The 26522-nt window shown below is 60.8% G+C and carries 31 protein-coding genes; 16 read left to right on the top strand and 15 right to left on the bottom strand.

The window, feature by feature from the left end:
- Positions 1 to 89 precede the first annotated feature (89 nt).
- A complete protein-coding gene (locus ACR0DO_RS04205; RefSeq protein ID WP_480556854.1) occupies positions 90 to 1070 on the bottom strand; it encodes a TraB/GumN family protein in 981 nt (326 codons plus the stop codon).
- Between the two features lie 124 nt (positions 1071 to 1194).
- On the opposite strand from ACR0DO_RS04205, the gene ACR0DO_RS04200 reads away from it, so the two are divergent.
- The 6 genes from ACR0DO_RS04200 (at position 1195) to ACR0DO_RS04175 (ending at position 7057) form a co-directional block, all read left to right on the top strand.
- Positions 1195 to 1869: a DUF2161 domain-containing phosphodiesterase gene (locus tag ACR0DO_RS04200; RefSeq protein WP_480556853.1), complete on the top strand. Its 675-nt coding sequence runs from the start codon at positions 1195 to 1197 to the stop codon at positions 1867 to 1869.
- Positions 1870 to 2021: 152 nt separating this feature from the next.
- Entirely contained in the window at positions 2022 to 2309 is a 288-nt protein-coding gene (gene groES / locus ACR0DO_RS04195; RefSeq protein ID WP_039523824.1) for a co-chaperone GroES, read from the top strand.
- A 54-nt stretch (positions 2310 to 2363) separates the two neighbouring features.
- Positions 2364 to 4007, top strand: a complete 1644-nt coding sequence (gene groL / locus ACR0DO_RS04190) for a chaperonin GroEL (RefSeq protein ID WP_480556852.1) — start codon at positions 2364 to 2366, stop codon at positions 4005 to 4007.
- 246 nt (positions 4008 to 4253) lie between these two features.
- Positions 4254 to 5105 (top strand): DMT family transporter, encoded by an 852-nt coding sequence (locus ACR0DO_RS04185; protein ID WP_480556851.1) that lies wholly within the window; start codon positions 4254 to 4256, stop codon positions 5103 to 5105.
- 30 nt (positions 5106 to 5135) lie between these two features.
- The gene (locus tag ACR0DO_RS04180; RefSeq protein WP_480556850.1) at positions 5136 to 5909 is read left to right on the top strand and encodes an alpha/beta fold hydrolase; all 774 of its coding nucleotides are present in this window, start codon (positions 5136 to 5138) and stop codon (positions 5907 to 5909) included.
- A complete protein-coding gene (locus ACR0DO_RS04175; RefSeq protein ID WP_480556849.1) occupies positions 5906 to 7057 on the top strand; it encodes an alpha-D-ribose 1-methylphosphonate 5-triphosphate diphosphatase in 1152 nt (383 codons plus the stop codon). Before ACR0DO_RS04180 ends, ACR0DO_RS04175 begins: the two co-directional genes overlap by 4 nt.
- Positions 7058 to 7115: 58 nt before the next feature.
- Here the strand turns inward: ACR0DO_RS04175 and ACR0DO_RS04170 are convergent, their stop codons facing one another.
- From ACR0DO_RS04170 to ACR0DO_RS04155, 4 genes are all read right to left on the bottom strand, one after another.
- Entirely contained in the window at positions 7116 to 8183 is a 1068-nt protein-coding gene (locus ACR0DO_RS04170) for a 5-(carboxyamino)imidazole ribonucleotide synthase (protein WP_480556848.1), read from the bottom strand.
- The gene (locus ACR0DO_RS04165; RefSeq protein WP_480556847.1) at positions 8180 to 8941 is read right to left on the bottom strand and encodes an NAD(P)-binding domain-containing protein; all 762 of its coding nucleotides are present in this window, start codon (positions 8939 to 8941) and stop codon (positions 8180 to 8182) included. The genes ACR0DO_RS04170 and ACR0DO_RS04165 overlap by 4 nt, the downstream gene beginning before the upstream one ends.
- On the bottom strand, positions 8938 to 9423 hold the full coding sequence (purE, locus tag ACR0DO_RS04160) for a 5-(carboxyamino)imidazole ribonucleotide mutase (RefSeq protein WP_480556846.1): 486 nt from the start codon (positions 9421 to 9423) through the stop codon (positions 8938 to 8940). The genes ACR0DO_RS04165 and purE overlap by 4 nt, the downstream gene beginning before the upstream one ends.
- 65 nt (positions 9424 to 9488) lie before the next feature.
- On the bottom strand, positions 9489 to 9713 hold the full coding sequence (locus tag ACR0DO_RS04155) for a YdcH family protein (protein ID WP_170440808.1): 225 nt from the start codon (positions 9711 to 9713) through the stop codon (positions 9489 to 9491).
- 164 nt (positions 9714 to 9877) lie between these two features.
- On the opposite strand from ACR0DO_RS04155, the gene ACR0DO_RS04150 reads away from it, so the two are divergent.
- From ACR0DO_RS04150 to ACR0DO_RS04135, 4 genes are all read left to right on the top strand, one after another.
- Positions 9878 to 10291, top strand: a complete 414-nt coding sequence (locus tag ACR0DO_RS04150) for an Hsp20 family protein (RefSeq protein WP_085821398.1) — start codon at positions 9878 to 9880, stop codon at positions 10289 to 10291.
- Between the two features lie 5 nt (positions 10292 to 10296).
- Positions 10297 to 10521, top strand: coding sequence for a DUF1150 family protein (locus ACR0DO_RS04145; protein WP_170423088.1), 225 nt, complete (start codon positions 10297 to 10299; stop codon positions 10519 to 10521).
- 86 nt (positions 10522 to 10607) lie between these two features.
- Positions 10608 to 11495 carry a PhzF family phenazine biosynthesis protein gene (locus tag ACR0DO_RS04140; RefSeq protein WP_480556845.1) on the top strand — a complete coding sequence of 296 codons (888 nt, stop codon included), beginning with the start codon at positions 10608 to 10610 and terminating at the stop codon, positions 11493 to 11495.
- Positions 11492 to 12352 (top strand): hypothetical protein, encoded by an 861-nt coding sequence (locus ACR0DO_RS04135; RefSeq protein ID WP_480556844.1) that lies wholly within the window; start codon positions 11492 to 11494, stop codon positions 12350 to 12352. Before ACR0DO_RS04140 ends, ACR0DO_RS04135 begins: the two co-directional genes overlap by 4 nt.
- A gap of 53 nt (positions 12353 to 12405) precedes the next feature.
- On the opposite strand, the gene ACR0DO_RS04130 is transcribed toward ACR0DO_RS04135, so the two are convergent.
- The 4 genes from ACR0DO_RS04130 to trxB form a co-directional block, all read right to left on the bottom strand.
- Entirely contained in the window at positions 12406 to 14124 is a 1719-nt protein-coding gene (locus tag ACR0DO_RS04130; RefSeq protein WP_480556843.1) for a bifunctional sulfate adenylyltransferase/adenylylsulfate kinase, read from the bottom strand.
- Between the two features lie 216 nt (positions 14125 to 14340).
- The gene (locus ACR0DO_RS04125) at positions 14341 to 16011 is read right to left on the bottom strand and encodes an adenylate/guanylate cyclase domain-containing protein (RefSeq protein WP_480556842.1); all 1671 of its coding nucleotides are present in this window, start codon (positions 16009 to 16011) and stop codon (positions 14341 to 14343) included.
- 58 nt (positions 16012 to 16069) lie between these two features.
- Positions 16070 to 16528, bottom strand: coding sequence for an RES family NAD+ phosphorylase (locus tag ACR0DO_RS04120; RefSeq protein WP_480556841.1), 459 nt, complete (start codon positions 16526 to 16528; stop codon positions 16070 to 16072).
- 4 nt (positions 16529 to 16532) lie between these two features.
- Complete coding sequence (gene trxB / locus ACR0DO_RS04115) at positions 16533 to 17474, bottom strand: thioredoxin-disulfide reductase (RefSeq protein ID WP_480556840.1); 942 nt, start codon at positions 17472 to 17474, stop codon at positions 16533 to 16535.
- A 226-nt stretch (positions 17475 to 17700) separates the two neighbouring features.
- Here trxB and ACR0DO_RS04110 point away from each other — a divergent pair, with 226 nt between their 5' ends.
- The gene (locus ACR0DO_RS04110) at positions 17701 to 18201 is read left to right on the top strand and encodes an Lrp/AsnC family transcriptional regulator (protein ID WP_170440823.1); all 501 of its coding nucleotides are present in this window, start codon (positions 17701 to 17703) and stop codon (positions 18199 to 18201) included.
- A 115-nt stretch (positions 18202 to 18316) separates the two neighbouring features.
- On the opposite strand, the gene ACR0DO_RS04105 is transcribed toward ACR0DO_RS04110, so the two are convergent.
- The 5 genes from ACR0DO_RS04105 to lgt form a co-directional block, all read right to left on the bottom strand.
- Positions 18317 to 19099 carry a Hint domain-containing protein gene (locus tag ACR0DO_RS04105; protein ID WP_480556839.1) on the bottom strand — a complete coding sequence of 261 codons (783 nt, stop codon included), beginning with the start codon at positions 19097 to 19099 and terminating at the stop codon, positions 18317 to 18319.
- A 332-nt stretch (positions 19100 to 19431) separates the two neighbouring features.
- The gene (locus tag ACR0DO_RS04100) at positions 19432 to 19560 is read right to left on the bottom strand and encodes a hypothetical protein (RefSeq protein WP_480442649.1); all 129 of its coding nucleotides are present in this window, start codon (positions 19558 to 19560) and stop codon (positions 19432 to 19434) included.
- A gap of 271 nt (positions 19561 to 19831) precedes the next feature.
- The gene (pgeF, locus tag ACR0DO_RS04095; protein ID WP_480556838.1) at positions 19832 to 20590 is read right to left on the bottom strand and encodes a peptidoglycan editing factor PgeF; all 759 of its coding nucleotides are present in this window, start codon (positions 20588 to 20590) and stop codon (positions 19832 to 19834) included.
- The gene (locus tag ACR0DO_RS04090) at positions 20587 to 21654 is read right to left on the bottom strand and encodes a class I SAM-dependent methyltransferase (RefSeq protein WP_480556837.1); all 1068 of its coding nucleotides are present in this window, start codon (positions 21652 to 21654) and stop codon (positions 20587 to 20589) included. The genes pgeF and ACR0DO_RS04090 overlap by 4 nt, the downstream gene beginning before the upstream one ends.
- Positions 21651 to 22538 carry a prolipoprotein diacylglyceryl transferase gene (lgt, locus tag ACR0DO_RS04085; RefSeq protein ID WP_480556836.1) on the bottom strand — a complete coding sequence of 296 codons (888 nt, stop codon included), beginning with the start codon at positions 22536 to 22538 and terminating at the stop codon, positions 21651 to 21653. The genes ACR0DO_RS04090 and lgt overlap by 4 nt, the downstream gene beginning before the upstream one ends.
- A 97-nt stretch (positions 22539 to 22635) precedes the next feature.
- On the opposite strand from lgt, the gene ACR0DO_RS04080 reads away from it, so the two are divergent.
- From ACR0DO_RS04080 to ACR0DO_RS04060, 5 genes are all read left to right on the top strand, one after another.
- A complete protein-coding gene (locus tag ACR0DO_RS04080) occupies positions 22636 to 22884 on the top strand; it encodes an accessory factor UbiK family protein (protein ID WP_050604795.1) in 249 nt (82 codons plus the stop codon).
- A gap of 313 nt (positions 22885 to 23197) precedes the next feature.
- On the top strand, positions 23198 to 23698 hold the full coding sequence (locus ACR0DO_RS04075) for a type III secretion system chaperone family protein (RefSeq protein WP_480556835.1): 501 nt from the start codon (positions 23198 to 23200) through the stop codon (positions 23696 to 23698).
- Positions 23699 to 23734: 36 nt separating this feature from the next.
- On the top strand, positions 23735 to 24550 hold the full coding sequence (gene proC / locus ACR0DO_RS04070; protein WP_480556834.1) for a pyrroline-5-carboxylate reductase: 816 nt from the start codon (positions 23735 to 23737) through the stop codon (positions 24548 to 24550).
- Positions 24543 to 24881 carry a tRNA-binding protein gene (locus ACR0DO_RS04065; protein WP_480556833.1) on the top strand — a complete coding sequence of 113 codons (339 nt, stop codon included), beginning with the start codon at positions 24543 to 24545 and terminating at the stop codon, positions 24879 to 24881. The genes proC and ACR0DO_RS04065 overlap by 8 nt, the downstream gene beginning before the upstream one ends.
- Positions 24881 to 25831 (top strand): 2-hydroxyacid dehydrogenase, encoded by a 951-nt coding sequence (locus tag ACR0DO_RS04060; RefSeq protein WP_480556832.1) that lies wholly within the window; start codon positions 24881 to 24883, stop codon positions 25829 to 25831. Before ACR0DO_RS04065 ends, ACR0DO_RS04060 begins: the two co-directional genes overlap by 1 nt.
- On the opposite strand, the gene ACR0DO_RS04055 is transcribed toward ACR0DO_RS04060, so the two are convergent.
- Positions 25828 to 26406 (bottom strand): thymidine kinase, encoded by a 579-nt coding sequence (locus ACR0DO_RS04055; protein ID WP_480556831.1) that lies wholly within the window; start codon positions 26404 to 26406, stop codon positions 25828 to 25830. The genes ACR0DO_RS04060 and ACR0DO_RS04055 overlap by 4 nt on opposite strands.
- Between the last annotated feature and the right edge of the window lie 116 nt (positions 26407 to 26522).

The following is a 26522-nucleotide window of genomic DNA, read 5'->3' as shown; positions in this document are numbered from 1 at the left end:
ATTTGCGCGCCTTATAGGTCGGACCGCCGGACTTGTCACCCGGCAGTGTTTACGCTGCGACGGTTGGTCTGAAATTCGCCCGTATCCACTCAGAACTGGGCGCGGGTCAGGGTGTATCCGGCCTGTTGCAACTGGTACAAAAGGCCGTGCGTGCCGCCTAGATGCCCGGCGCCCACGGCAATCACGGCAGTCTGATCCTGAATGTTCAAAATATGCGGCATCCAGTTGTTGTTCCGCTCGATCAACAGGTGCTGTTCGAACGCGTCCCATTCCTCGTCAAAGATTTCGGGTGACATGCCGGAATACTTGCGCGCCATGATGCGACCCAGTTCGATGGAATGCGCGTGATTTTCGTCGAAATAAGCATTTGCCATAGTGACCATCTGGTCGTCGCTGTTGCCATAGGCATTGGACATCCGCGCCAGCGATTCCGCCTGTTCTTCGATGGTGTGGATTTCGAACATCGCCATCAGTTCCTCGATGCTCTCCAACGAGAATTGCGGGATGCCGCGTTCTTCGGCCAATTCGGTCAGGCGTGCATCCAGCCCGCGACTGGCCTCGGGGTCCGCAATTAAACACGCAGGCATGGCAAGCGTCATGCCCAGAAACCAGGGGCGCATTTTTGCCCCCATCCAACTGGGTATGCCGCGCTCGGCCATTGCAGACGATAGGGCCGCCCATGCCTCATCTGGCAGCAGGTCAATCAGGGTGGGGCCGGAGGTGATCAGGATCGGGCTTGGGTCACGGGCCAGTTCCTGTTCCCAGGCGTCCATCTCGTCCTGAGTCACTTCGAAATAGAAGGCGTCGGCCTGGCTGAGTGTTGGTGTCAGGCGTTCGACGATCGTATCCATGCGCGGATCGCTCAGGTGGAGCGTGCCGATCAGATGCAGAACTGTGTCGCCCTTTGTTGCGATCCAGTGGTTGCCTTCGGGATAGGGTACGCCTTCAAGGGCCTGTTCCAGTTCCGCCCATGCCGCGGGTGCCAGATCGGCCTTCAGATCACGCCCTTCGCAGGCAGCTTGCACTGTGGCGGGCAGCAGCAGGCAGATCAGAAACAGGAACAGGCGCATTTGTATCATCCCGGTTGTGTCAGTTCGGCGCCGAGCTTGCCCCGGTGCCGGGCGGTGTGCAAGGCGGATCAAGGGTTTGCACACGACCTCTGGCAATCTGTGGCATTTCGCCTAGCATGTAGCTATGGACCGCGAGCAGGATCTCTATCCCCCCATCAAGGCGTTGCTGGAGCGTCAGGGTTATACCGTCAAAGGCGAGGTCGGCGCGGCCGATATCGTTGCTGTTCGGGATGGGGATGAGCCTGTGATCGTGGAACTGAAGCTGCGGTTTTCACTGGCACTGTTCCATCAGGCGATCACGCGACTGAAGGTGACTGATCAGGTCTATATCGGGGTGTGCAAACCCAAGGGGCGCACGGCCCGGCGGGCGTTGAAGGACAATCTCGCCCTGTGTCGCCGTCTGGGTCTGGGGCTGATCACCGTGCGGGCCGATGGTACGGTCGAGGTACAATGCGACCCCGGCCCCTATGCGCCGCGCAAGAACAAGGCCAAGGTCACGCGGCTGCTGCGTGAATTCGACCGGCTGGAAGGTGATCCCAATGCCGGAGGCGCCACCCGGCATGGGATCGTCACGGCCTATCGGCAGGACGCGTTGAAATGCGCGGCTCATCTGGCCGAATGCGGCGCGACCAAGGGGGCTGAGGTGGCAAAAGCGACCGGAGTACCCACGGCCACTCGCCTGATGCGGGAAAACCACTATGGCTGGTTCGACAAGATCGACAAGGGCGTCTATGCGCTGTCAGACGCAGGCAGCGAGGGCCTGAAACACTGGGCCTATAGCTGGGAAAGCGCCGACTGAGGTCATTTGCCAAAAAATCCATCACAGCTTGTTGACTCGGGGATTTGGACTCCCTAGCTATGCGTCGCTGGCACTCATACACCCCGAGTGCTAACGCCTCGCCATCCGGTGAGGGGAGGATAAACAAACTTTGAGCCCAAGGAGCTGCAAAGATGGCATTGAAACCGCTTCATGACCGTGTGCTGGTTCGCCGTACCGAAAGCGAAGAAAAAACCGCAGGCGGCCTGATCATTCCTGACAGCGCAAAAGAAAAGCCCAGCGAAGGCGAAGTCGTTGCAACCGGCGAAGGCGCACGCAAGGACAGCGGCGAACTGATCGCAATGGCTGTAAAAGCTGGCGACAAGATCCTGTTCGGCAAGTGGTCGGGCACCGAGGTTCAGGTCAACGGCGAAGAGCTGCTGATGATGAAAGAAAGCGACATCATGGGGATCATCGAGTAAGCCCGCGCGCTTCTCTGATCTTCATTCCCAACTTATTTCTCAAGGAGAAACGACATGGCTGCAAAGGACGTCAAGTTCGACACCGATGCCCGTAACCGTATGCTGGCAGGTGTGAACATCCTGGCCGATGCTGTTAAAGTGACCCTGGGCCCCAAAGGCCGCAACGTGGTTCTGGACAAATCCTTCGGCGCACCGCGCATCACCAAAGACGGTGTTTCGGTTGCCAAGGAAATCGAACTGGAAGACAAGTTCGAAAACATGGGCGCGCAGATGGTGAAAGAAGTCGCCAGCCGCACCAATGACGAAGCCGGCGACGGCACCACCACTGCAACCGTTCTGGCACAAGCCATCGTTCGCGAAGGTCTGAAGCAGGTTGCTGCTGGCCTGAACCCGATGGACCTGAAGCGCGGCATCGACCTGGCAACCGCCAAGGTTGTCGAAGGCATCAAGTCGGCTTCGCGCGAAGTCAAGGACTCGGCCGAAGTTGCGCAGGTTGGCACCATCTCGGCCAACGGCGAAGCCGAAATCGGCCAGCAGATCGCAGACGCGATGCAGAAGGTTGGCAACGAAGGTGTTATCACCGTCGAAGAAAACAAAGGTCTGGAAACCGAGACCGATGTTGTTGAAGGTATGCAGTTCGACCGTGGCTATCTGTCGCCTTACTTCGTCACCAACGCAGACAAGATGATCGCAGAGCTCGATGACTGCATGATCCTGCTGCACGAAAAGAAACTGTCCTCGCTGCAGCCGATGGTTCCGCTGCTGGAACAAGTGATCCAGTCGCAAAAGCCGCTGCTGATCATCGCAGAAGATGTTGAAGGCGAAGCGCTGGCCACCCTCGTGGTCAACAAACTGCGCGGCGGCCTGAAAATTGCTGCTGTCAAAGCACCGGGCTTCGGCGATCGCCGTAAAGCCATGCTGCAAGACATCGCAATCCTGACCGGCGGTCAGGTCATCAGCGAAGATCTGGGCATGAAGCTCGAGTCCGTCACCATGGACATGCTGGGCACCGCCAAGAAAATCGAAATCACCAAAGACGAAACCACCATCGTCGACGGTGCAGGCGAGAAAGCCGAGATCGAAGCACGTGTTGCTCAGATCCGCACCCAGATCGAAGAAACCTCGTCGGACTACGACCGTGAGAAGCTGCAAGAGCGCGTTGCCAAACTGGCAGGCGGTGTTGCCGTGATCCGCGTCGGCGGCATGACCGAAGTTGAAGTGAAAGAGCGTAAGGACCGTGTGGACGATGCTCTGAACGCGACCCGCGCTGCTGTGCAGGAAGGCGTCGTTGTCGGCGGTGGTGTTGCTCTGGTTCAGGCCGGTAAAGCACTGGAAGCTCTGGAAGGCGCAAACGCTGACCAGAACGCTGGCATCAACATCGTTCGCAAGGCAATCGAAGCGCCGCTGCGCCAGATCGCTGAGAACGCAGGTGTTGACGGCGCGGTTGTTGCTGGCAAGGTCCGCGAAAGCGGCGACGCAGCATTTGGCTTCAACGCACAGACCGAAGAATATGGCGACATGTTCTCGTTCGGCGTGATCGACCCGGCCAAGGTCGTCCGTACCGCTCTGGAAGACGCGGCATCGGTTGCCGGTCTGCTGGTCACCACCGAAGCGATGGTTGCCGACCGTCCCGCCAAAGAAGGCGCGGCCCCGGGTGGCGGCATGCCCGACATGGGCGGCATGGGCGGCATGATGTAAGCACGTCGAATTCGCCTCGGCGAGTTCTGACGGTCCCGACAGGCGCTTGGCTGCAAGGCCAAGCTGCCGAGAGGAAAAAGTCGCTGGAATATGGACGGGGTCGCCTTCGGGCGGCCCCGTTTTTTATTCAGGATGCCCGCTGCGCGTGCATGCCTCCGGCGGGAGTATTTTTAAAAAGATGAAGCGGGGCGTTCCTCTGCAGGAAAGTGAGTGTGCAAATCCCTGCGGAACCGCTATGCGGTTGATATGAGACTGTTCCTCCTCACCGCGCTGACCATGTGCGCTTTTGCGGCGAACTCGATCCTGAACCGTTTGGCCATCGATAGCGGGGCCAGCGACCCCGCCGGGTTCGCGGTCGTTCGGGTTCTGGCCGGGGCTGTGGTGCTGGCTGTTCTGGTCTGGGTAAGAGCCGGGCACCTGCCGCTGCGCAACCGGCGCAGGATCGCGGGGGCGGGGTCGTTGTCCCTCTATATGATCGGGTTTTCCGTGGCGTATCTGACCCTGGATGCCGGGTTGGGGGCTTTGATCCTGTTCGGGGTCGTGCAGATTACCATGTTCGCGGTTAACTCGATGTCGGGTAACACTCCGCAAATGCGGCAGGTTGCCGGTGCCGCGATTGCGCTTGCGGGATTGGCCTATGTGCTTTGGCCTTCGGGCGCGGTTCCGGTCAATCCGGTCGGCGCCGCTTTGATGACGGCGGCGGGGATCGGCTGGGCAGTCTATTCGCTGGTTGGACGGTCAGAACCGGACGCGCTGGCGGGTACGGCTGCAAATTTCGTGGTCGCGTTGCCGCTCACTGCGCTGGCCTTGCTGACCGCCGGAATGGAATGGCGAATGTCCGCAACGGGCTACATGCTGGCGGCATTGTCCGGAGGCGTCACCTCGGGTCTGGGGTATGCGCTTTGGTACCGCGTTCTGCCTCAGCTGCCCCCCACCACTGCAGCGGTCGTGCAACTGAGCGTCCCGATTATTGCGATTATCGGAGGGGTCGTCCTTTTGGGCGAAACGGCCAGCCTGCGTCTGGTCCTTGGCGCAGGGCTGGTACTGGGCGGAATCGCGCTGGCCGTTCTGAGGCTGAAACCCCGTCAGGGGGTTTAATCAACTCGGGTTAAGCTCTATCTGGCGGCTATGAGATACCTGCTTGCCATCTTTCTGTTGCTCGCCCCAATGGCGGCTCATGCGAAATGCGTGGTGCTGTTGCATGGGCTTGCGCGGACCGAGGCGTCGTTCACCGTGATGGAACAGTTGTTCAAGGCGCATGACTATAACGTTGTGCGTCCGGGATATCCGTCAACGGACCTGCCGATATCCGAGCTGGCCGAACAGACCCTGCCGAGTGCTTTTGCGGCCTGTGGCAACGACAGGGTAAACGTGGTGGCGCATTCGATGGGCGGCATTCTGTTGCGCTATTGGCTGCAGGATCATCAGCCCGAGAATTTGGGACGCGTGGTCATGCTCGGCCCGCCCAATCAGGGCAGTCAATTGGTGGATGAACTGGGCGCGTATGAAGTATTCGGCATGTTGCACGGACCCGCCGGACTGGCGCTGGGTACCGGCCCCGAGGGCATCCCAAGCCAACTGCCTCCGGTGGATTTCGAACTGGGCGTGATTGCCGGTGAGAACTCGTTGAACCCGGTGTTTTCGTCCATGATCGACGGCCGGGATGACGGCAAAGTGTCGATCGAGACGACGAAAGTTGAAGGGATGAAGGATCACATCGTCCTGCCGGTGACCCACACCTTCATGATGAACAACCCGCGCGTCATGGCACAGGCGCTGCATTTCATCGAGTACGGGCAGTTTGATCCTCAAATCACCTGGCTGGACGGCGTGATGGATATCATCGACGAAATCTGCATCGGGCAGGATTGCTCGGAACCTGCCTCGGAGCCATCGCAATGACCGCATTGAATCTGACCCTGACCGGCGCAGAGGTGCTGCTGCCGGAGCAAGGCCTTGTGCATTCTGACTTGGCCATGGCAGACGGTGTCATTCAGCCGGACCGCACCGGGCGTGAAATCGATCTGTCAGGATACCTCGTGCTGCCCGGCATCATTGATCTGCACGGGGACGGGTTCGAGCGCCATATCGCGCCGCGTCGCGGGGCGATGAAGCAGATGGACGAGGGCATCCTCTCGGTCGAGGCTGAGCTGGCCGCCAACGGCATCACCACCGCCGTTCTGGCCCAGTTCCACAGCTGGGAGGGCGGCGTGCGCGGCCCCGAATTCGCAGGGCAGGTGTTTGAGGCCATTGCTGCGGTCAAGGATCGCGTCGTGACCGATCTGATGCCTCAGCTTCGGTTCGAGACGCATATGCTGGACGACTATGCGGGACTGCCCAAACGCATTGCCGAATGGCAGGTACCCTATGTGGTATTCAACGATCACCTTCCACATGACCGTCTGGCCGAGCGGCGCAAACCACCGCGCCTGACCGGACAGGCGCTCAAGGCCGGGCGTAACCCAGAGAAACACTTCGAACTGTTGCTGTCCATGCACGACCGCCGGACCGAGGTGCCTGCGGCGCTGGACGCTCTGTGTGCAGCCCTCGCCAAGCAGGGCGTGCGCATGGGCAGCCATGACGATGCCACCGCGCAAACCCGCGCCGACTGGCGCGCGCGCGGGGCGCAGATTGCCGAATTCCCTGAAACCCTCGAGGCCGCCGAGGCCGCCCGTGCCTGTGGCGACTATATCATTCTGGGTTCGCCCAATGTTGTGCGCGGGGGGTCGCACAAGGGCAATGTCAGCGCGCTGGACCTGATCACGATGGGATATTGCGACGCGCTGGCCTCGGACTACCACTATCCCAGCCCCAGACGGGCCGCGCTGATGCTGGCCAAATCCGGGTTGGTGGATATGGCAGGCGCATGGGCGCTGGTGTCTTCGGGGCCTGCGCGCGTATTGGGACTGCATGACCGGGGCACGCTGGCTTCGGGGCAGCGTGCCGATCTGGTCATTCTGGATGCCGAAACCCGCCGCGTTGCCGCCACTCTGGCAGCTGGCCGAGTTAGCTACATGGCCGGAGATATCGCGGCCCGGTTCGTCCTCTAACCCGCTTCATCTTTTCGCAAATACTCCCGCCGGAGGCATCGCGCGGCAGCGCGACCCCCTAGCGCGAGATGCGGTTGAAATGACCCATCTTGCGACCGGCCTTTACCTCGGCCTTGCCATACAGATGCAGGGCCACGTCGCGTTCCTGCGCCAGCTCTGGCACGCGATCCATGTCGGCACCGATCAGGTTCTCCATGACCACATCCGAATGCCGTTGCCCGTCCCCTAACGGCCACCCGGCCACCGCGCGGATATGCTGCTCGAATTGGTCCACCGCACAGCCGTTCTGGGTCCAATGCCCCGAGTTATGCACCCGCGGCGCAATCTCGTTCACGATCAGACCGGTGGGGGTGACAAACAGCTCAACACCCATGACACCGACATAGTCCAACGCGTTGAGGATGTTGGCTGCCAAAAGCACGGCATCCGTACGCTGCGCCGGGCGCAGGCGGGCAGGGACCGTCGTGGTGTGCAGGATGCCGTCGCGGTGCACGTTCTCGCCCGGATCGAAACAGGCAACCTGGCCGTCCACCCCGCGCGCGGCGATGATCGAAACCTCGTGGCTGAACTCCACGAACCCTTCAAGGATCGCCGGAGCGCCCGCCATATCGGCCAGCGCAGCCTCGGCATCCTCGGGACCACGCAACCGCGCCTGGCCCTTGCCGTCATAGCCAAAGCGGCGGGTCTTCAGAATGGCAGGCGTGCCGATCTGGTTGATCGCCGCGTTCAGGCTGTTCAGGTCGGTGATGTCGGCAAAGGGTGCGGTTTGCAGGCCAAGACCTTGCAGAAAGTTCTTCTCGGTCAGCCGGTCCTGGCTGACACGCAGCGCCTCGCGCCCCGGGCGGATCGGGCGGTGGGATTCCAGCAGGTCCAGCGCCTCGGTCGGGATGTTCTCGAATTCATAGGTGATGACGTCGACCGACTCGGCAAAGGCGCGCAAGGCGTCTGCATCGTTATAGGCCGCGGTGGTCACCCGGTCGGCCACCTGCCCGGCGGGCGGGTTGGCGCCGGGTTCGAAGATGTGGGTTACAAATCCCAAACGCGCCGCCGCCACGGACAACATCCGGCCCAGCTGACCACCGCCCAGGATACCGATCTTCGCGCGTGGTTTTAGTGTGTCGGTCATTCTTTCGTCTCCAACCGTGATCCAATCGCCGCCAGCGTCGCGCGCAACACATCATGGGCGCGACCGGACTGCAATCCATCCGTCATCTGCAGGCTCAGCGTTCCCTCGGTCGCCAGAGCGTCGCGCTCAGTGGTCAACCGCCCCGACGTACCCGTTTCCATTGTGGACAGGAACCCTGACAATAGTTGAGTGGTATAGAATTCGGCGGCGTCCGCGTCGCCGGTTTGTTCGGTCAGCCACGCGGCACCGGTCGCCATCAGGTCAAGCATCCCGGGGACCATTGCGCAAATCGCGAAATGCGCATTCAGCGCCGCCTCGTCCGAGACACTGACGACCGGGTTTTCCGGTTGGAACAAATCCGCCAGCAGAGTGTCATTTCCAAAGGCTGCCAGGGGGCACCCACCCTGTTGCAGAAAACCCAGAGGGATCGTCTGAACGAAATCCGAGGCCGGGGCGCAAAGCTGCGCCAGTTGCTGGGCCGATACCGCCGCCATGACCGAAATGATTTGCTGGTCGGCGCGAAACGTCAGCGTTTCAAGGGCGTCCGGTGCAATCTGCGGGCGCAGACACAGAAACACGATGTCCGAGGTGTCGATTACAGATTGCGCATCAGTGACCGTCACACCCAGTTCGGTCCTGAGGGCCGCTGAAACGTCGGTGTTACGTTCGGTAACGGATATGGAATGCCCTTTCGAGGCCAAAAACCGAACCATCGGAGCCGCAATATGCCCGGTTCCGATGAATCCGATCCGGCTCATCCCTGTGGCTCCTCGGGGATTGATGCCGACAATGCTGCGCGCCAGTCATCCAATCGCTGGGCCAGAGCATCGTCCTGCAGGGCCAGAATACCAGCCGCCATCAGGCCCGCATTTGCGCCGCCAGCCGCGCCAATCGCCATGGTCGCCACCGGGAAACCCTTGGGCATCTGCACGATGGAATACAGCGAATCGACACCCGACAACGCCCGTGTCTGCACCGGAACGCCAATCACCGGCACTCGGGTTTTCGAGGCCATCATGCCTGGCAGATGCGCGGCCCCTCCGGCCCCGGCAATGATCACATGCAGCCCTCGCGAAACGGCGGTCTTGCCGTAATCCCACAACCGGTCGGGGGTCCGGTGCGCCGAAACGATGCGTTTCTCATACGCGATGCCCAGCTCATCCAGAATGTCTGCGGCTTCTTTCATCGTGGGCCAGTCCGACTGGCTGCCCATGATGATCCCCACTTTCACGTCGCTCATCCGCTTGCGTCCCTGCCTTTCGAAAGAGCGCGCACTATAGCCAAATCCCACTTCGTGGCAATGCGTCAGGCGATGATGTCAGGGGTCAAACGGTCTTCGATCAGGCGAATGATGTCCTTCAGCCGCAGTTTCTGCTTTTTCAGCCGCTTGAGCGTCAGCTGATCGGCCGTGCCGGTGGACTGCAGCGCCTCAATCGCCTGGTCCAGATCACGGTGCTGGCGGCGGAAAACCTCCAGTTCAACCCGCAAAACCTCGTCTGTTTTCATCGAAAGATCGGTGGGCGCGTTCATGTGCGACTCAGTGCCTTTTGTGGTGCTTAGCACACAAGATAGTGTGTCAGGGTTTATCCGGCCAGACCTTGTGGACATCCCCGCATATTCCCATATTCTATTCTACGCGGTTGCCAGAACGGGGCCGCACCACACGTCGCTTTGGCAATAAAGGACGAAAATACGTGTCGAAACTTACTCTTGGCTCATACCCGCATCTTTTGGGGTTCGAGCAGTTGGAACGCCTTCTGGAACGGTCTGCAAAGGCCGGCAACGAAGGGTACCCACCCTATAACATCGAACAGACCTCGGACTTTTCGTACCGTATCACTCTGGCTGTGGCCGGGTTCGCAGAAGAGGATCTGTCGATCACCATCGAGGATCGCCAGCTGGTGATCCGGGGCCGTCAACGTGACGACAGCGAGGGGCGAGTTTTCCTGCACCGTGGCATCGCGGCGCGTCAGTTCCAGCGTATGTTCGTGCTGGCTGATGGTGTCGAGGTGGGCGAGGCGATCATGGAAAACGGTCTGCTGCATGTGGATCTGACCCGCGCCGTACCTGAAACCGTGGTGCAAACGATCAACATAAGAAAGGGGTAAGAGCAATGAATACACCGATTGAGCTGAATACCGAAGGCGACCGGATCGTCTATGTGAAAGCTGTCGACGTCGCTGATCTGCCTCGGGAAGTGCGCGAGCAGGCGGGCGATCTGGATCAGCTTTACGCCGTTCACGATTCCGACGGGCAGCAACTGGCGCTGGTCGCCGACCGCAAGCTGGCTTTTGTTCTGGCGCGCGAACATGATTTTTCACCGGTGGCCGTCCACTGAGCCACTCGATTTCCCCGTGACATCTGCCGCCCCGCGGGCGAGATATGCGGACCTGTAGCGGTTCGCATATCGAAAGGGCGCAATACATGAGCTGGTTTGACTTTGACTGGGTAGACGCCTTCAGCGACCGTGCGTTTGGTGGCAACGGCTGCGCTGTGGTTCATGGCGGCGCTGTTCTGTCGCAAGAGGTCTGCATGGCCTATGTGCGCGAAACCTCTCTGGTCGAATGCACGTTTACCGGCCCGTCCGATGTGGCTGATATCCGGGTGCGGTATTTTCTGGCCAGCCGCGAGATTCCCTTTGCCGGGCATCCCACCATCGCCACCGTTGCCGCAATGCGGTCACGCGACCTGTTTCAGGGCGATACGCTGACGTTGGAGACCGGGGCCGGGATCGTCTCGATCCGCCTGAACGGCGATGAAATCGAAATGACACAGGTCGCGCCGCAATTTGGCAGTGCCGTACCGGTCGATATGGTCGCCGCCGCCATCGGCCTTTCCGAAGACGCTATCATTTCCCCGCCGCAGTTTGTCTCTACCGGGCTGCCCTTCTGCGTCACCGTTCTGCGCGATCACGAGGCCTTGCGCGCCGCAAAGCTGGACGTCGGCATGCTGCCACAAATATCTGAGAAGGCCGGGTTTTCGGGGTCGGATATGGCCGAGCCTTTCCTTGTCACCCTCAAAGGTGCGACCGAAGCGGGCGACACGTTTTCACGCCTGTTGATGGCACCGCCCAGCCCGCCCGAAGATCCGTTCACCGGATCGGCCACCGGTGCAATGGCAGCCTATCTGTGGAAGCACGGGTTGATGTCCAAAGATACATTCATCGCCGAGCAGGGGCACGACATGGGGCGCCCGGGTCAGGCGACGGTCACCCGCGTTGGCCCGGTGGATGCGATGACCGGCATCAAGGTCGCGGGGCGCGGCCACGTTCTGATGCGCGGCCAGGTCGATCTGCCTGAGGTTGTGCAATGACCCAACCCGCAATTGCGATCCTGCCCTATGGGCACCGGCTGGGGCCGAAACTGGCCTCGGTCCCGTTGTCCGAGCTGATCTGGCCTGAGGGCTGCCCGGACCGACTGTCCGGCAAGACTGTGGGTGATCTTGAGCCCACCGATCACCTGATCATGTACCCGAACTCAACCGTCCATCTGCGCCTGCGCCGGGGCACCCGCGCGCGGATATCGCTGATGATGGGCGAACCTTCGGCCATTCACGGCAAACACGACCGTATGCTGCGATATACGTGGCGCCGGTTCTTCCGGGTTCTGACCTTCCATGACGTGCTGCTGCAGAACATTCCGAATTCAGTATTCCTGCCCTATGGCGTGACCATGGTGCCCGACTGGCAGGACCTTGATGTCACGAAGACCAAATCCTGCTCACTGATCGCCTCGGCCAAGCGTGACCTCGAAGGGCATCAGCTGCGCCATTCGGTGATCGACTGGGTGCGGGAAACCGGTGCGGATGTGGATATCATGGGGCGCGGCTATACGCCCTTTGACCGCAAATCCGACGGGTTGGCCCCATACCGCTATTCCGTGGTGATCGAGAATGTGCGGGAACGGAATTATTTCTCGGAAAAGCTGACGGATGCGATTCTGTGTTCGACGGTGCCGATCTATTGGGGCTGTCCGAATATCGGGGATTTCTTCGATACGTCCGGCATGATCCTGTGTGAGACCGAGGCCGATATTCAGCGCGCAATTCAGGCGGCCTCAGCCGAGGGTTATGCCGCCCGCTTGCCGCACCTGCAGGCGATCCAGCCCAAGGCGGCCGAGTTCGGTGATTTCGAAGCCCGCGCCGTCGCGGCCATCCGCGCCGAGCTCTGACCACAAAAAAGGCCCCCGCGATGCGAGGGCCTTTGAATGTTTCTGGTACCGGTTTACGACGCGGCGATCAGACCCATGCTTTCCAGCTTCAGCAGAACCTGATGGGCGCAGTTGTCGACGTCCACATTTTCGGTCTCGACGCTCAGCTCGGGGTTCTGAGGCACGTCATAGGGGTCCGAGATGCCGGTGAACTCCTTGATCTTGCCTTCACGCGCCAGCTTGTACAGGCCCTTGCGGTCGCGGCGTTCGCATTCCTCGATCGAGGTCGCAACGTGCACTTCGCAGAAGGCGCCGAACTGTTCGATGTCTTCCCGAACGGCGCGGCGGGTGGTGGCGTAGGGCGCGATCGGAGCACAAATGGCGATACCGCCATTCTTGGTGATCTCGCTGGCCACGTAACCGATGCGGCGGATGTTCAGATCGCGGTGCTCTTTCGAGAAGCCCAGTTCCGAGCTGAGGTTCTTACGCACGATGTCGCCATCCAGCAGCGTGACAGGACGGCCACCCATTTCCATCAGCTTGACCATAAGCGCGTTGGCGATGGTGGATTTGCCCGAGCCCGACAAGCCGGTGAAGAACACGGTAAAGCCTTGCCGGCTGCGCGGCGGTTTGGTCTTGCGCAGTTCGGCCACAACCTCGGGGAAGCTGAACCATTCTGGGATTTCCAGGCCTTCGGCCAGACGGCGGCGCAGTTCGGTGCCCGAGATGTTCAAGATCGTGACGTTTTCCTTGTCTTCGATCTCGTCGTTGGGCTCGTACTGGGCGCGTTCCTGCACGTAGACCATGTGTTTGAAATCAACCATCTCGACGCCGATTTCATCCTGGAACTGGCGGAACAGGTCCTGTGCGTCATAGGGGCCGTAGAAGTCTTCGCCCTGGCTATTTTTGCCGGGGCCTGCGTGGTCACGGCCAACGATGAAGTGGGTGCAGCCGTGGTTGGCGCGGATCAGGCCGTGCCAGACCGCCTCGCGGGGGCCAGCCATGCGCATGGCCAGGTTCAGCAGTGACATCGACGTGGTCGAGGCCGGGTATTTGTCCAGCACCGCCTCATAGCAGCGCACGCGGGTGAAGTGGTCCACGTCACCCGGCTTGGTCATGCCGACAACCGGGTGGATCAGCAGGTTGGCCTGCGCTTCCTTGGCGGCACGGAAGGTCAGTTCCTGGTGCGCGCGGTGCAGCGGGTTGCGGGTTTGGAACGCAACGATACGGCGCCAGCCCAGTTTGCGGAAATAGGCGCGCAGCTCGTTCGGGGTGTCGCGGCGGCCGCGGAAGTCATAGTGAACCGGCTGTTGGATGCCGGTCACCGGGCCACCCAGATAAACTTTGCCCGCCACGTTGTGCAGGTAGTTCACCGCCGGGTGCGCATCGTCATCGGCGCCAAAGACCTTTTCGGCCTCGCGTGCCTTATCCGGGGTCCAGCGGTCGGTGACCGTCATGGTGCCGAGGATGACACCTTCCTGATCGCGCAGGGCGATGTCCTGACCCAGTTCGATGGTCTCGGCAAAATCTTCGCTGACATCCAGCGTGATCGGCATCGGCCACAGAGTGCCATCGGCCAGACGCATGTTTTCGACGACGTTGTCGTAGTCGGCCTCGGACAGAAAACCCTTGAGCGGGTTGAACCCGCCATTCATCAGAAGCTCCAGATCGCAGATCTGACGCGGGCTCAGGTCCCAGCTGGTCAGGTCGGCGGCTTCCACTTTCAGCTTTTGGGCCGATTCATAAGATACATACAGCTCGGGGATCGGAGCCAGATTGCTTAACATCGTCATGGGAATACTCTTGTCGAAGTGCGGTTTTACCGGTGGTTCAGGGATGTTTGCGGGGCATTTGCCCCGACTGATGGTCGAAGTCCATATACATTCACGAAATTAAGGACGATATGCGCGGTTTTTACCCGGATTGGAAGGAAATTTCGACGGGCGCGTCTTTTTGCGATTTAATTCCCGCTGACGTGCGGTGCCTGTGCGAATTCAGCACATCCGTTCCTATCCTGCGGTGGCCAGCAGCAAGTCCGAGGCGCTGGTCACCGGCAGGGCGGGAATCGGGCGGGTCACGCCGCGCAGGTCAAAGGGTTTGATGCCATTCTGATCACCCTCATACCCTGCCGCCTGCAGCAATTCGGCCGAGACCAGAAGCTCGACCCCCAGCGCTTTGGTTTCGCCCTCAAGCCGGCTGGCCACGTTGACCGCGTCACCGATGATGGTGCGCGCGGCATGGCCGGCAGCGCCGATTTCACCCAGCACCAGATCGCCCAGATGCAGCCCCATCCCGATGCGTATGCGGGGGCTGCCCTCGGCCTCAAGCCGCTGATTGAACTGCGCCAGGGCGCGGCTGACATCGGCCGCTGCCTTCAATCCCGCCCGGGCCGAGCTTTCGGTGTCGGGTGTTTCGAACACCGCCAGCAGGCCATCGCCCATGTATTTGTCGACCACACCGCCGTCAGTGGTGATCGCTGGAACAATGGCGTCGAAGAACCGGTTCAGCAGGAACACGATGTCATAGGGCAACTGGCCGGTGGTGCGCGAGGTGAACCCGCGCATGTCCAGAAACAGAACGGCCAGTTTGCGCTCTTGCCCCTGGCTTGCATGCGCACGGTGCCGCCCGCCGTCCGGACGGAACATGCGAAACGCGGTCAGTGGCGCAATCGGGCAAATCTGACAGGCCAGCCGCGCCTCGTTGGGGGCACCAACAGCAGCAAGGCTGCGGGCCTCGATCTCGCTTGGGGCGGGAAGGCTGTCAGCGCCTTCCTCGACGATCACCCGGCAGGTGGTGCAGCGCCCCTTGCCGCCACACAAGGCCGTGTGCGGAATGCCATTGGCCTGCGAAATCTCAAGCAGGGTCATTCCCTTTTCGGCCACAACCTCGGGGCCTTCGACATATTTCACCCGCACGGAATGCCGACGCCGCCAGAGCTTGCGGATCGCAAATACCGCCAGCGCCGCCCCCAGCGCGATCCAGAACGCCATCAGCGCATTGTCCTTGACGCTGAACATGGCCTCGAATGCCTCGGGTGAGGGCCAGTTGTAATGCTCGATATATTGTTCGCGCAGGAAAGGATCGGCGAAGTCCGCCCAGATGCGCCGCCCTTCGGTCAGCAGCCCGGCCAGCGCAAAGGATGGGATAAACACGGCAACGCCGATCAGGTAGGGCACAGTTTTCGACCACCAGCGGGTCAGCCGCAGCCATCTGTGCAGCCCGATGCAGCCGTGCACCCAGACCAGCAGCAACAGCAGGCTCTGCATCCAGATCACGGTGCCGGGCCACATCAGGATGATGATATAGCCCATCTCGTCATTTACATCATAGATTTCATGCGCATAGCGCGTTTGCACGATATGAGAGATCAGTTGCAGCGGGATCAGCAGGCCAAGAACAACCTGCAATCCGGTTGCAAATGGCATCCGCAATGTTCGGCGTTGACTGATCGAATGCAGCGCCAGCCCGGCATGTACCAGCAGGGCGGCGTATAAGATCACGCTCATGGCGTCGTGACGGGTAACGGCTTTGCGGCCATCCTGCATTCCGTGCAGGTAGTCGGTGTGAAACAGCCCAAGTCCGATATTGATGAAGTGAAAGAAGGCAAAGGTGAACAGGATCAGGCCGCTGCCGATCCTCAGCCGGGTTGCCCACCCGCCTCGCCATAGAACGCTGTTCACTCAGATCACCTGCATTCGCGTTGTTTGAGAACGAGTCTGATACGGGCGGGCGAACGGGTCAAGAATAAGACGGAACCCATTCGGTTGCCGCAGCGTCCGTGCGGATCAGGACAGGGGAGATGTTGAAAAGCACGACATGGCTGAGTTCAGGTCGCGAGCGTGAGCTGTACAACAACCCGTCGGCGCCGATCGCACGGGCATCATCGGAAAACCGCCATGTCGGTGAGCGTCCTTGAATGTCGTGGATGCCCTGCCAGACAATCGAGGCCTCGGGGTGTCCGCGCAGGTCCGCCAGCCTTGCGCTGGTAATGTGCGCGCGTTGCAAGACCCTTGGCGGGTCACCGTCCGACACATACCGCCGGATCGCGACCCCGGCACCCTCTGCGCTGAGAGAGGCATAAAGGGCTGTCTGACCGGAATAATGAAAACGCCCCTCGGGCGCCTGTGCGGGGGCCAGAGGGGCGTCGATCTGTGACAGAAACAGAATTCTCCAGACCGGGCCGGAGAATTCCAGCATTGGGTTAGTCCTGCTCCGCCAGAAAGCGTTCCGCATCCAGCGCGGCCATGCAGCCCATGCCGGCGCTGGTGACGGCCTGACGATAGATGTGGTCGGTCAGGTCACCGGCGGCGAAGACACCGGGGACCGAGGTCTCGGTCGAGCCCGGCTTAGTCACGACATAGCCGCCCATATGGGTTTCCAGCGTATCCTTGACCAGTTCGTTGGACGGGGCATGACCGATGGCGACAAACACGCCTTTGCAGGGGATCTCGGTGATCTCGCCGGTTTTCACATTCTTGACGCGCACGCCTTCGACGCCCAGCGGGGCATCGGTGCCGACCACCTCTTCCAGCTCGTGGAACCACAGCGGTTCGATTTTTTCGTGCTTCAGCAGCCGATCCTGCAGGATTTTCTCGGCCCGCAGCTCGTCGCGGCGGTGGACCAGAGTGACCTTGCTGGCGAAGTTGGTCAGGAACAGTGCCTCTTCCACGGCGGTGTTGCCGCCGCCGATCACCACAATCTCCTGCCCGCGATAGAAGAAGCCGTCGCAGGTGGCACAGGCAGATACGCCAAAGCCCTTGAATTTCTCTTCCGACGGCAGGCCCAGCCATTTCGCGCGCGCGCCGGTGGCCAGAATGACCGCATCGGCGGTATAGGTGGTGCCGTTGTCGCCCTTGGCGGTGAAGGGGCGTTTCGAAAGGTCCAGATCGCTGATGTAGTCGCCGATCACCTCGCAGCCCATGGCCTGAGCGTGTTCCTGCATCTTGATCATCAGATCAGGCCCCTGAACTTCGGTGAAGCCGGGATAGTTCTCGACATCCGTAGTGGTGGTCAGCTGACCGCCGGGTTCGATGCCCTGAACCAGGATCGGCTCCAGCATCGCGCGGCTTGCGTAGACGCCCGCAGTATAACCGGCCGGTCCCGACCCGATGATCAGAACCTTGGTGTGACGTGTTTCGGACATGGTACCCCCGACTCGATATGCCTGATATGGGCGCGCGGCCCTTGGCCGATGGATATAGCGACCCCTGTGCCGCGCTTAAAGCCCCTTCCTGTTTCACACCTGCTATGTGCCGCGTGAATGGCGCGCAAAATAAGGACATTGAAAATAAACAATATTGCGCGACCACGAAAGATTATTGCGCATCCTCCGGGTGCTGATATAACAACCGAAAAATCAGGAGCATTTGATGGTCGCGATACGGCTGGATGAGATTGACCGCAAAATTCTGGCGGAATTGCAGGCAGACGGTCGCATGACCAATGTCGAGCTGGCAAAGCGCGTGGGTATTTCAGCGCCTCCCTGCCTGCGGCGCGTGCGGACATTGGAAGAATCGGGCCTGATCCGCGGCTACCATGCCGAAGTGAACTCGCGCGAACTGGGCTTCGAGGTTCAGGTCTTTGCCATGGTCGGTCTGGAAAGCCAGGCCGAATCCGAGCTGAGCGCGTTCGAGGAACGCTGCCGCGAATGGCCTCTGGTTCGGGAATGCCACATGCTGAACGGCGAAGTCGACTTTATCCTGAAATGCGTCGCACCGGATCTCAGCAGTTTTCAGCAATTCCTGACGGGCGAGCTGCTGACCACCCCTAACGTGGCCAGCGTCAAGACCTCGCTGGTCATCCGCGGCGCAAAAGACGAACCCGGTGTGCCTTTCGATGTTCTGGAAGAACGAATGAGCCGGATGGCGTAAGCGCTGCGCCCTTCGGATGCGGCTTCATCGGTGGCAGAAAAGCTGCCACCGTCATGTAAAACACCCAACTTAATAATAACTGCATAATGCCCCCACATTGCAGAAAAGCCCGGATTCAGGCGTTTATCGCATTGACCTCTCCGTCTCCGGCGCGCGGCAGAACCAACGGTCCGAAGTCGTTCAGCGTGTCAATATGCGCGAACAGGTTCAGATAGATCGACTTCAGTGACCGGCTGACCTTGCGAATGGTGTTGACGCCGGGGTGATAGGATTCGAACTGCAGCCCGTCGACCCCGATCACCGCATGGCGCTTGAGGCAGATGTGAAACAGCTCGACCGGCGTCGGCGGCAGTGTTTCGATGATGCTTGTGCCGTCCTGGAACTCGTGAACCGGTGTTAAAATCTGATCGTCGCCATGCAGATGCCGCAGGTGCGCAGGCGTTCCCAGCAGCCGCGCGGACGGGCCGGTGATGACGCCCGACATCGGTTTTTGCATACCGAACGTGTCGGCCATAATGCGCGTCAACGGTCGTGTTCGGCCTCGGGCGTCCTCGCGGCCGGGCACCAGGGTGACCGATCCCTTCCACAGCACTGTTTCCGAGCTGCCGCTTTGGGTCAGGACAGTATCGCCAGGCATCAGGTCTTCGATCGCCATCGGCCCGAATTCCGTTTCAACCAGAGATCCGCGGGTAAAGGCGCAGAACGCGTCTTCGAACATGGGCAGGGCAGGCGCGATGTGACGGGTCTGCACGACATCCCCGTTTTTCATCAGTGTACTGACCTCAAAGCGCCGCAACTGCGCTTTTTTCTGTGTAGTCGGTCTTGGTGCGTCGCGCAGCAATGACGAGGTTTCAACGGCATTTCTGGCAGCGCGTGATAACGAACGTGGAATATCCATTTCAATTCCGTCCCCTCTGACTACCGCACAGGCAGGCTGAACCCCCGTACAGGCCCGCTTGATCGGTTTTACTCTTGTCTAGAAAGAAGCTGACGACCGCAGAACAGCGGGCTTGATCGGCGCTTGTCGCAACAAAAATCCCTACGCTATTAGTCACCACTTGTCCCCCAGACAAACTCATACAAACGCGGGCGAAATTGCCTGCGCACACGTGCCCCTAACCTGAGCCGCTCGCAATATTGGCGTTCGGTCACACACCGGATCGGAGCCTTCCTCCGCTGTGCGTCTTTGGTTGTCCAAGAACCGGCAGCTTGGTTCGTGGAGCCTTGTGATCAGCGACGTGCCGCCAGACGGCGTGCGACTCTGACCGAGTGGCTGGAAACCCGTTTCCACGGCATCTCCAGCTGGTGCTCTCTGGTGGCCGCAACCACGGCGCTGAGAAAGCGAGATTTCGTCTTCATGTTTTGTCCTGCCCGACTTTGGGGACTGTCGCCCCGTTTTCCTCTGAGCCCTTAATGTGCCGGACCAATGCGGCGGCGATAAGGCTGATCCGGGATGAATTCAGGACAAAGGACGGTTGGCGATACCTCTTTTCGGGTTACGTCACGCTCGACCGGAGTTTTGGTTGATAACCACCTGAGAGCGGACGATAAAAATCGAATTGCTGCGACTCAGATAGACAAAAGGATTGTGGCGAAAAAGCGGCGGAACTGCCGCAATCCAGGCGCGTTCTTAAAGTTTTATGGCTGAAATCAGGCGGCCATAATCGGCCTCTTTCGCGTGGGTCGACCGGCGGTAGGAATAGAATCTGTCCGGGTCGGAATAGGTGCAGTGGAGCGTCCACTCGGCCTGACCGACCCCCGCCTGCCGCAATCGGTGCAGGCCAAAGGCGGGCAGGTCGAATTGCAGCCTGTCGCCTGTGCCATTTGCGAAGAATTGCAGGTTTTCCGGAGAATCGGCGACGAACTCGTCCAGAAACTCGGGGCCTACCTCATAGGCGCGTTGTGAGATCGACGGGCCGATCACGGCCACGGTGTTTTCCCGTTTCGCGCCCAGGGCTTCCATGGCGTCCAGCGTTGCCTCAAGCACGCCGTCCAGAGCACCCCGCCAACCGGCATGGGCGGCACCGATCACATTTGCGTCAGAATCGGCGAACAGGACCGGCTGGCAATCAGCGGTGAGGATCGTCAGCGCCAGGCCGGGTGTCGCCGTGACCACCGAATCGGCCTTGGGTTTTTCGCCGTTGATGGGGGCATCGACGGTCAGAACGGTTGGCGAATGCACCTGATGAACGCCGATCAGCGCCTCGGGTGTGACGTCCATCGCCTGCGCCACCCGCTTGCGATTAACCGCGACGGCCTCGGTCTGGTCAGACGAGCCATAGCCGCAGTTGAGGCCGGCAAACACGCCTGACGAGGCTCCGCCGCGCCGGCTAAAGAACCCGTGGCGCATGGGCGACAGCAAATCTGAGGTCAGAATCTCCAGGGTCATGGCTCCAGTCCCGGTGGCGGCGAGGAAGGGGTGGGGTAGAGGCCCAGCACCTTGAACAGGTTTCCCATTTCCTCGGGGTGGGTCAACCGGCGATGTGCGGCAACCAGCACTTCAAGCTCAGACCCGCCGAGCGGTGCCGCCAATGCTTGCGCGCGGGTGGTGATTCCCAGCCGTTCAAGGAACACGCCCTGCGGTGTCAGGCGTGAATGGGCGCATCCCGCCGCGCGGGTCGCCAGGGCCAGCGGTTCGAAATCCACATGCGCGGTCAGGTCGGCCTGACCGGGTAGGGCCAGAGGATCTGTACGTTCATGCGCCTGCAACGCCTGAAATGTATCGCCTTGCGAATGCCAGTCGCCGTAATCCACGATCAGCCCGGCGCCGCCATGGGTGCCGATCCGCCCGGCGATCACGGTGATGATGGGAATCGCTGCTGGGCACAGCTCCACCAGATCGCCGTCCTTGGTGTCATCCAGCCGATCTTTCAGCGCAACCTGTTCGCCCTGCGGTCCCAGCCCCCAGGCCAACGCATCGCCATCCAGACCGATCAGCCGTTCGCGCCAGCCATCGCCGTCACGCAGGAACTGGCGGATGGGCAGGGCGTCGAAAAACTCGTTCGCGACCAGAAACAGGGGTGCTTCGGGTAGGTCGGCAACCGAATCGATCCAACGCGGGTCATGGTCCTTCAACGCCTGCGCCTGCATGTCCCGCAGGATGGGCGACGCCTCGACGAGTACAACCTCGGCGGCGTCATTGAAACCCGGCACGCGCGCCGTGGCACGCAGCATATCTGCCATCAGCGTGCCGCGCCCCGGCCCAAGCTCGGCCAGTATGAAATGATCCGGATGCCCCTGATCCAGCCAGCTCTGCGCCAGCGACAGGCCGATCAGCTCTCCGAACATCTGGCTGATTTCCGGGGCGGTGATGAAATCCCCCTGCGCGCCCAGCGGATCACGGGTGGTGTAATAGCCATGCGTCGGGTGCAGCAGGCAGTCCGTCATATAGTCGGCCACGCTCATCGGGCCGTCCTGCGCGATCCGCGCCAGCAGATGATCTTTCAGACTCATACCGTCGATCTTGCACGTAAGGCGAACCACAAGCCAAGCGCGATCATCGGCAGTGACAACAATTGACCCATCGTCAGGCCGTACCCGCCGATCTGCAGGGCCAGCCCCAGCGGGTTACCGGGCGAGATGAACTGTGCGTCGGGCTGCCGGAAGAATTCGACAATGAATCGCGAGGCGCCATAGCCCGCCATGAACAGGCCCATGATCAGGCCGGGCTTGTGGAAGGCTCCGCGCCGATAAGCCAGCCACAGCAGCAGGGTACCCAACAGCAGCCCTTCCAGGGCGGCTTCATACAGTTGTGACGGATGCCGGGCGCACATGCCCGCGACCACGCCGGGACAGTCCTGTGCGGCTGCGCCCGGAAAGATGACGGCCCAGGGCAACTCGCTGGGTCGACCCCAGAGTTCGGCATTGATGAAATTCGCCAGCCGCCCCAGCAGCAATCCCGGCGGCACCGTGTGGGCGATCAGATCCGCCATCGACAGCACCGGAATCTGATGACGCCGCGCATAGAGGTAAGATGCAATCACAACGCCCAGCAGCCCGCCGTGAAACGCCATGCCACCTTGCCAGACTTTCAGAATCTCCAGAGGGTTCGAAAGGTAATAGGAAGGCTGATAGAACAGCACGAACCCCAGACGCCCTCCGAGAATCACGCCGAGGATGATCCAGGTGATCAGGTCCTCAAGCTGTTCGGGCTTCATCGGTGGCGTCTTGCCGGGCCACAGGGCCGGGCGCTTCAGCGCCATAACCCCCATCCGCCATGCAATCAGGATACCGGCGATATAGGCCAGCGCGTACCACCGCAGCGCGAACTCCATCCCGAACAGCGAGATCGAGAATAATTCGGGCGACAGATCGGGGAAATTCAGAACAGCCTGCATGTGCGTCTCATTGCCCGGGGTTTGCGGGGCAAGTCAACCTTGAGCCCGCGCCAATCATTCCCCATATAGAGACCAACCGCGATTTCGGAGTAAAGCCATGCAAACCCGCAACAAGATCCTCGACGACGTATCCCAGCTGATGACCAACGCCATGGGTGTGGCGCAGGGCGCGCGGGAAGAGGCCGAGAACGCGATGAAGTCGATGATCGACCGTTGGCTGGCCGACCGTGATTTCGTCACGCGTGAGGAATTCGATGCCGTCCGCGCGATGGCCCAGAAGGCGCGCGAAGAGAACGCAGCGCTTGAGGCACGCATCGCCGCGCTTGAGGCGAAACTGGACAAGTAACGTCCAACTCAGAAATTTTCGAGAAAAAAGGCATCCGTCGCGCAATCCGAGCCTGGGTTGTGCGGCGCTGTGTATCATGCCGCCTTGCGGAATTTAATCAAGACAAAGCTGCGTGATGCGCCAATATTTTGATCGTCGTTGCCTTCTGTCCACAACTTATTGCTGTTATCCCCAATAAATAGGGTTGCCAGAACCCATCTTGCATCGCACCATATTTAGTACAGGCCTATGGGGGAAGCCCGGCTTGTAGAGCAGGCAACTAGCGCTGGGGCGCTGCCAGCCCCGAAATGCTAGAGATTAGTGAGGTGGCATTATGGCCCTTTCCGAGCAGTTTCTCGAAGAAGACCTTCATCCGATCGATATTGTTGAACATTTGGCTGAACACCACGACTGGGACTTTGACCGGATCGGGGATGATCAGATCGCCATGGCTGTCGAAGGGCAGTGGCGCACATATTCGATCACTTTGGCCTGGTCGCACTATGACGAAACCCTGCGGATGGTTTGCTCCTTTGAAATGGAGCCACCGTCCGAGCGTGAGAGCGAGCTGTATGAGCTGCTGAACAAGATGAACGATCAGTGCTGGGCCGGGGCGTTTACCTATTGGGCCAAACAGAAGCTGATGGTCTATCGGTACGGTCTGGTTCTGTCCGGCGGCCAGATGGCCAGCCCCGAGCAGATCGACACGCTGATCAACGCAGCGGTACTGAGCGCCGAGCGGTTCTACCCTGCCATCCAACTGGTCACATGGGGCAACCGCACCCCCGAAGAGGCGATGCAAGTCGCCATTGCAGAGGCCTACGGCCGCGCGTAAAGCTTTGCCCCAAGCCGACAAAGGGGAGGGGCAATCATGGACATGTCACGCGTCGCCGAGCGGGGGCTGGTGCTTCTGGGGTGCGGCAAGATGGGATCGGCCATGCTCGCCGGATGGTTGGAGCATGGCCTTCCTGCGTCAGCGGTCTGGGTGATCGACCCGAACCCCTCGGACTGGTTGAAGGCGCAGGGCGTCAACATCAACACACCTTTGCCCGAAGCGCCCGCGGTGGTGCTGGTGGCCGTCAAGCCACAGATGATGGGTGAGGCTTTGCCCGCGATCAAAGCGCTGGGCGGCGGGGGCAGCTTGTTTGTGTCGGTCGCGGCGGGCACCTCGATTGCCACCTTTGAAACCGTATTGGGTGAGGGAACGCCGATTGTCCGCGCCATGCCGAACACGCCTGCCGCGATCCGGCAGGGAATCACGGCGCTGATCGGCAATTCGGTTGCCTCGGATACGGATGTCGCGCTGGCCCAAGATCTGCTGTCGGCCATTGGCGAAACGGTGCTGTTGCAGGATGAGGCGCAGATGGACGCCGTTACCGGCCTCAGCGGTTCGGGCCCGGCCTATGTCTTCCACTTGATCGAAACGCTGGCCGCCGCCGGTCAGGCGCAGGGATTACCGCACGAACTGGCGATGAAGCTGGCCAAGTCCACCGTCGCCGGGGCAGGGGCTTTGGCTTTGGCGGCCGAGGAAGACCCGTCGCAGTTGCGCATCAACGTGACCTCGCCCAACGGCACCACGCAGGCCGCGCTTGAGGTGCTTATGCACGAGGAAGAAGGCTTCCCCGACCTGTTGCACCGCGCCGTCAAAGCCGCCACCGACCGATCCAAGGAGCTGTCCCGTGAGTGAGATTACCTTCGATGACTTCCTCAAGGTCGATATCCGTGTGGGTGAGGTGACCCGCGCCGAACCGTACCCTGAGGCCCGCAAGCCTGCGATCAAGATGTGGATCGACTTCGGCGATGAGATTGGTGAGCGGAAAACCTCGGCCCAGGTCACCGCGCATTACGACCCGACGACACTGGTGGGCAAACAGGTGATGGCCGTTGTCAACTTCCCTCCGCGCCAGATCGGACGCTTCATGTCCGAGGTTCTGGTGCTGGGTCTGCCCGATGAAAACGGTGAAATCGTTCTGATCGGCCCGGATGGCGAGGTTCCTGTCGGCGGGCGGATGCACTGATGAAACTGTTTATCGCTCGTCCGATGACGGCTGCCGTCGAAGCGCGTGCTCACGCCGAGTTCAATGCCGAGCTCCGCAGTGAAACGCTGCCGATGACCCATGATGAGATGCTGCGAGCGCTGACAGAGTTTGACGTGGTCGTCCCTACGCTGGGCGACCAGTTCTCCGCCCAGGTTTTCGCCGAAGCGCCTAGTCCCCGCTGCAAACTGCTGGCGAATTTCGGCGTCGGTTACAATCACATCGATGTGGACGCGGCTCGTGCCGCTGGCGTTGCCGTCACCAACACACCCGGCGCGGTGACCGATGCCACTGCGGACATCGCCATGACCCTGCTGCTGTCCACCGCCCGCCGCGCGGGTGAAGGCGAACGGCTGGTCCGTGCAGGTGACTGGCAGGGCTGGCACCCGACGCAGATGCTGGGCCATCACGTCACCGGCAAACGGGTCGGTATCGTCGGCATGGGGCGCATCGGTCAGGCTATCGCCCGCCGTTGCCATTTCGGGTTCGGAATGCAGGTCGCCTATCAGTCGCGCAGTCCGAAAGATTTGGACTTTCCGGCCGTGTACACCAGCGATCTCAAAGCGCTGGCTGGTTCTGTCGATTTCTTGATTCTGGCGGTTCCCGGTGGCGCAGACACCCGTCATCTGATCGGCGCTTTGGTGCTTGGGGCGATGAACCCCTCGGCCATCCTGATCAACATCGCGCGCGGAGAGGTCGTGGACGAGTCCGCCTTGATTGCGGCGCTGCAAGCCGGCGAGATCGCGGGTGCAGGTCTGGACGTTTACGAATTCGAACCTGCCGTCCCGCAGGCTCTGCGCGACATGCAGAACGTGACCCTGCTGCCCCATCTTGGTACCGCGACCGAGGAAGTGCGCACCGATATGGGCCATATGGCGCTGGACAACGTTGCGGCTTTTGTCGCGGGTCGGGCGCTGCCGAATCCGGTCTAGGAGCCCACCGCCTCGCGCCAATGTTTGCGGCAGAGCGAGACATAGGTCTCGTTCCCGCCAATCTGCACCTGCGCGCCTTCGGTGATGGTATTGCCGTTCTCGTCCTGACGAATCACCATCGTCGCCTTGCGCCCGCATTTGCAGATCGTGCGGACCTCGCGCATCTCGTCGGCCAGCGCCAGCAGGGCTGCCGAGCCGGGGAACAGGTGCCCCTGAAAATCCACCCGCAACCCATAGGCCAAAACCGGAACGCGCAGATCATCCACGGCGCGCGCCAGTTGCCAGACCTGGTCTTCGGTCAGAAACTGCGCCTCGTCGACAAAGACGCAGGCGATCTCACCCCGGCTCAAGCGTGCTTCGATCATCGCAAACACATCATCGCCGACCGAGAATGTATCGGCATCGGCGGAAATTCCGATCCGCGAGGCGATCTTCCCCACCCCGGCCCGCCCATCCAGCGCGGCGGTCATAAGATAGGTGTCCATGCCCCTTTCGCGATAATTGTGCGAGGCCTGCAGCAACACGGTCGATTTGCCCGCGTTCATGGTCGAATAATTGAAGTACAGCTTTGCCATGCGCCCGGGTCTAAAACGCCTGACCCCCTTGGGCAAGATGCCAAAATCGGGGCAAAGAAGCGACGTCGTCATTGTTGTTGCAGGGGCCGAGCGTAAAGCTCAAGGGGGATGGATCC

Source organism: Ruegeria sp. AM9, from assembly GCF_056540565.1.
Note: the sequence above shows the minus strand (reverse complement) of the source record. Positions and strands in the feature narration are given on the sequence as shown.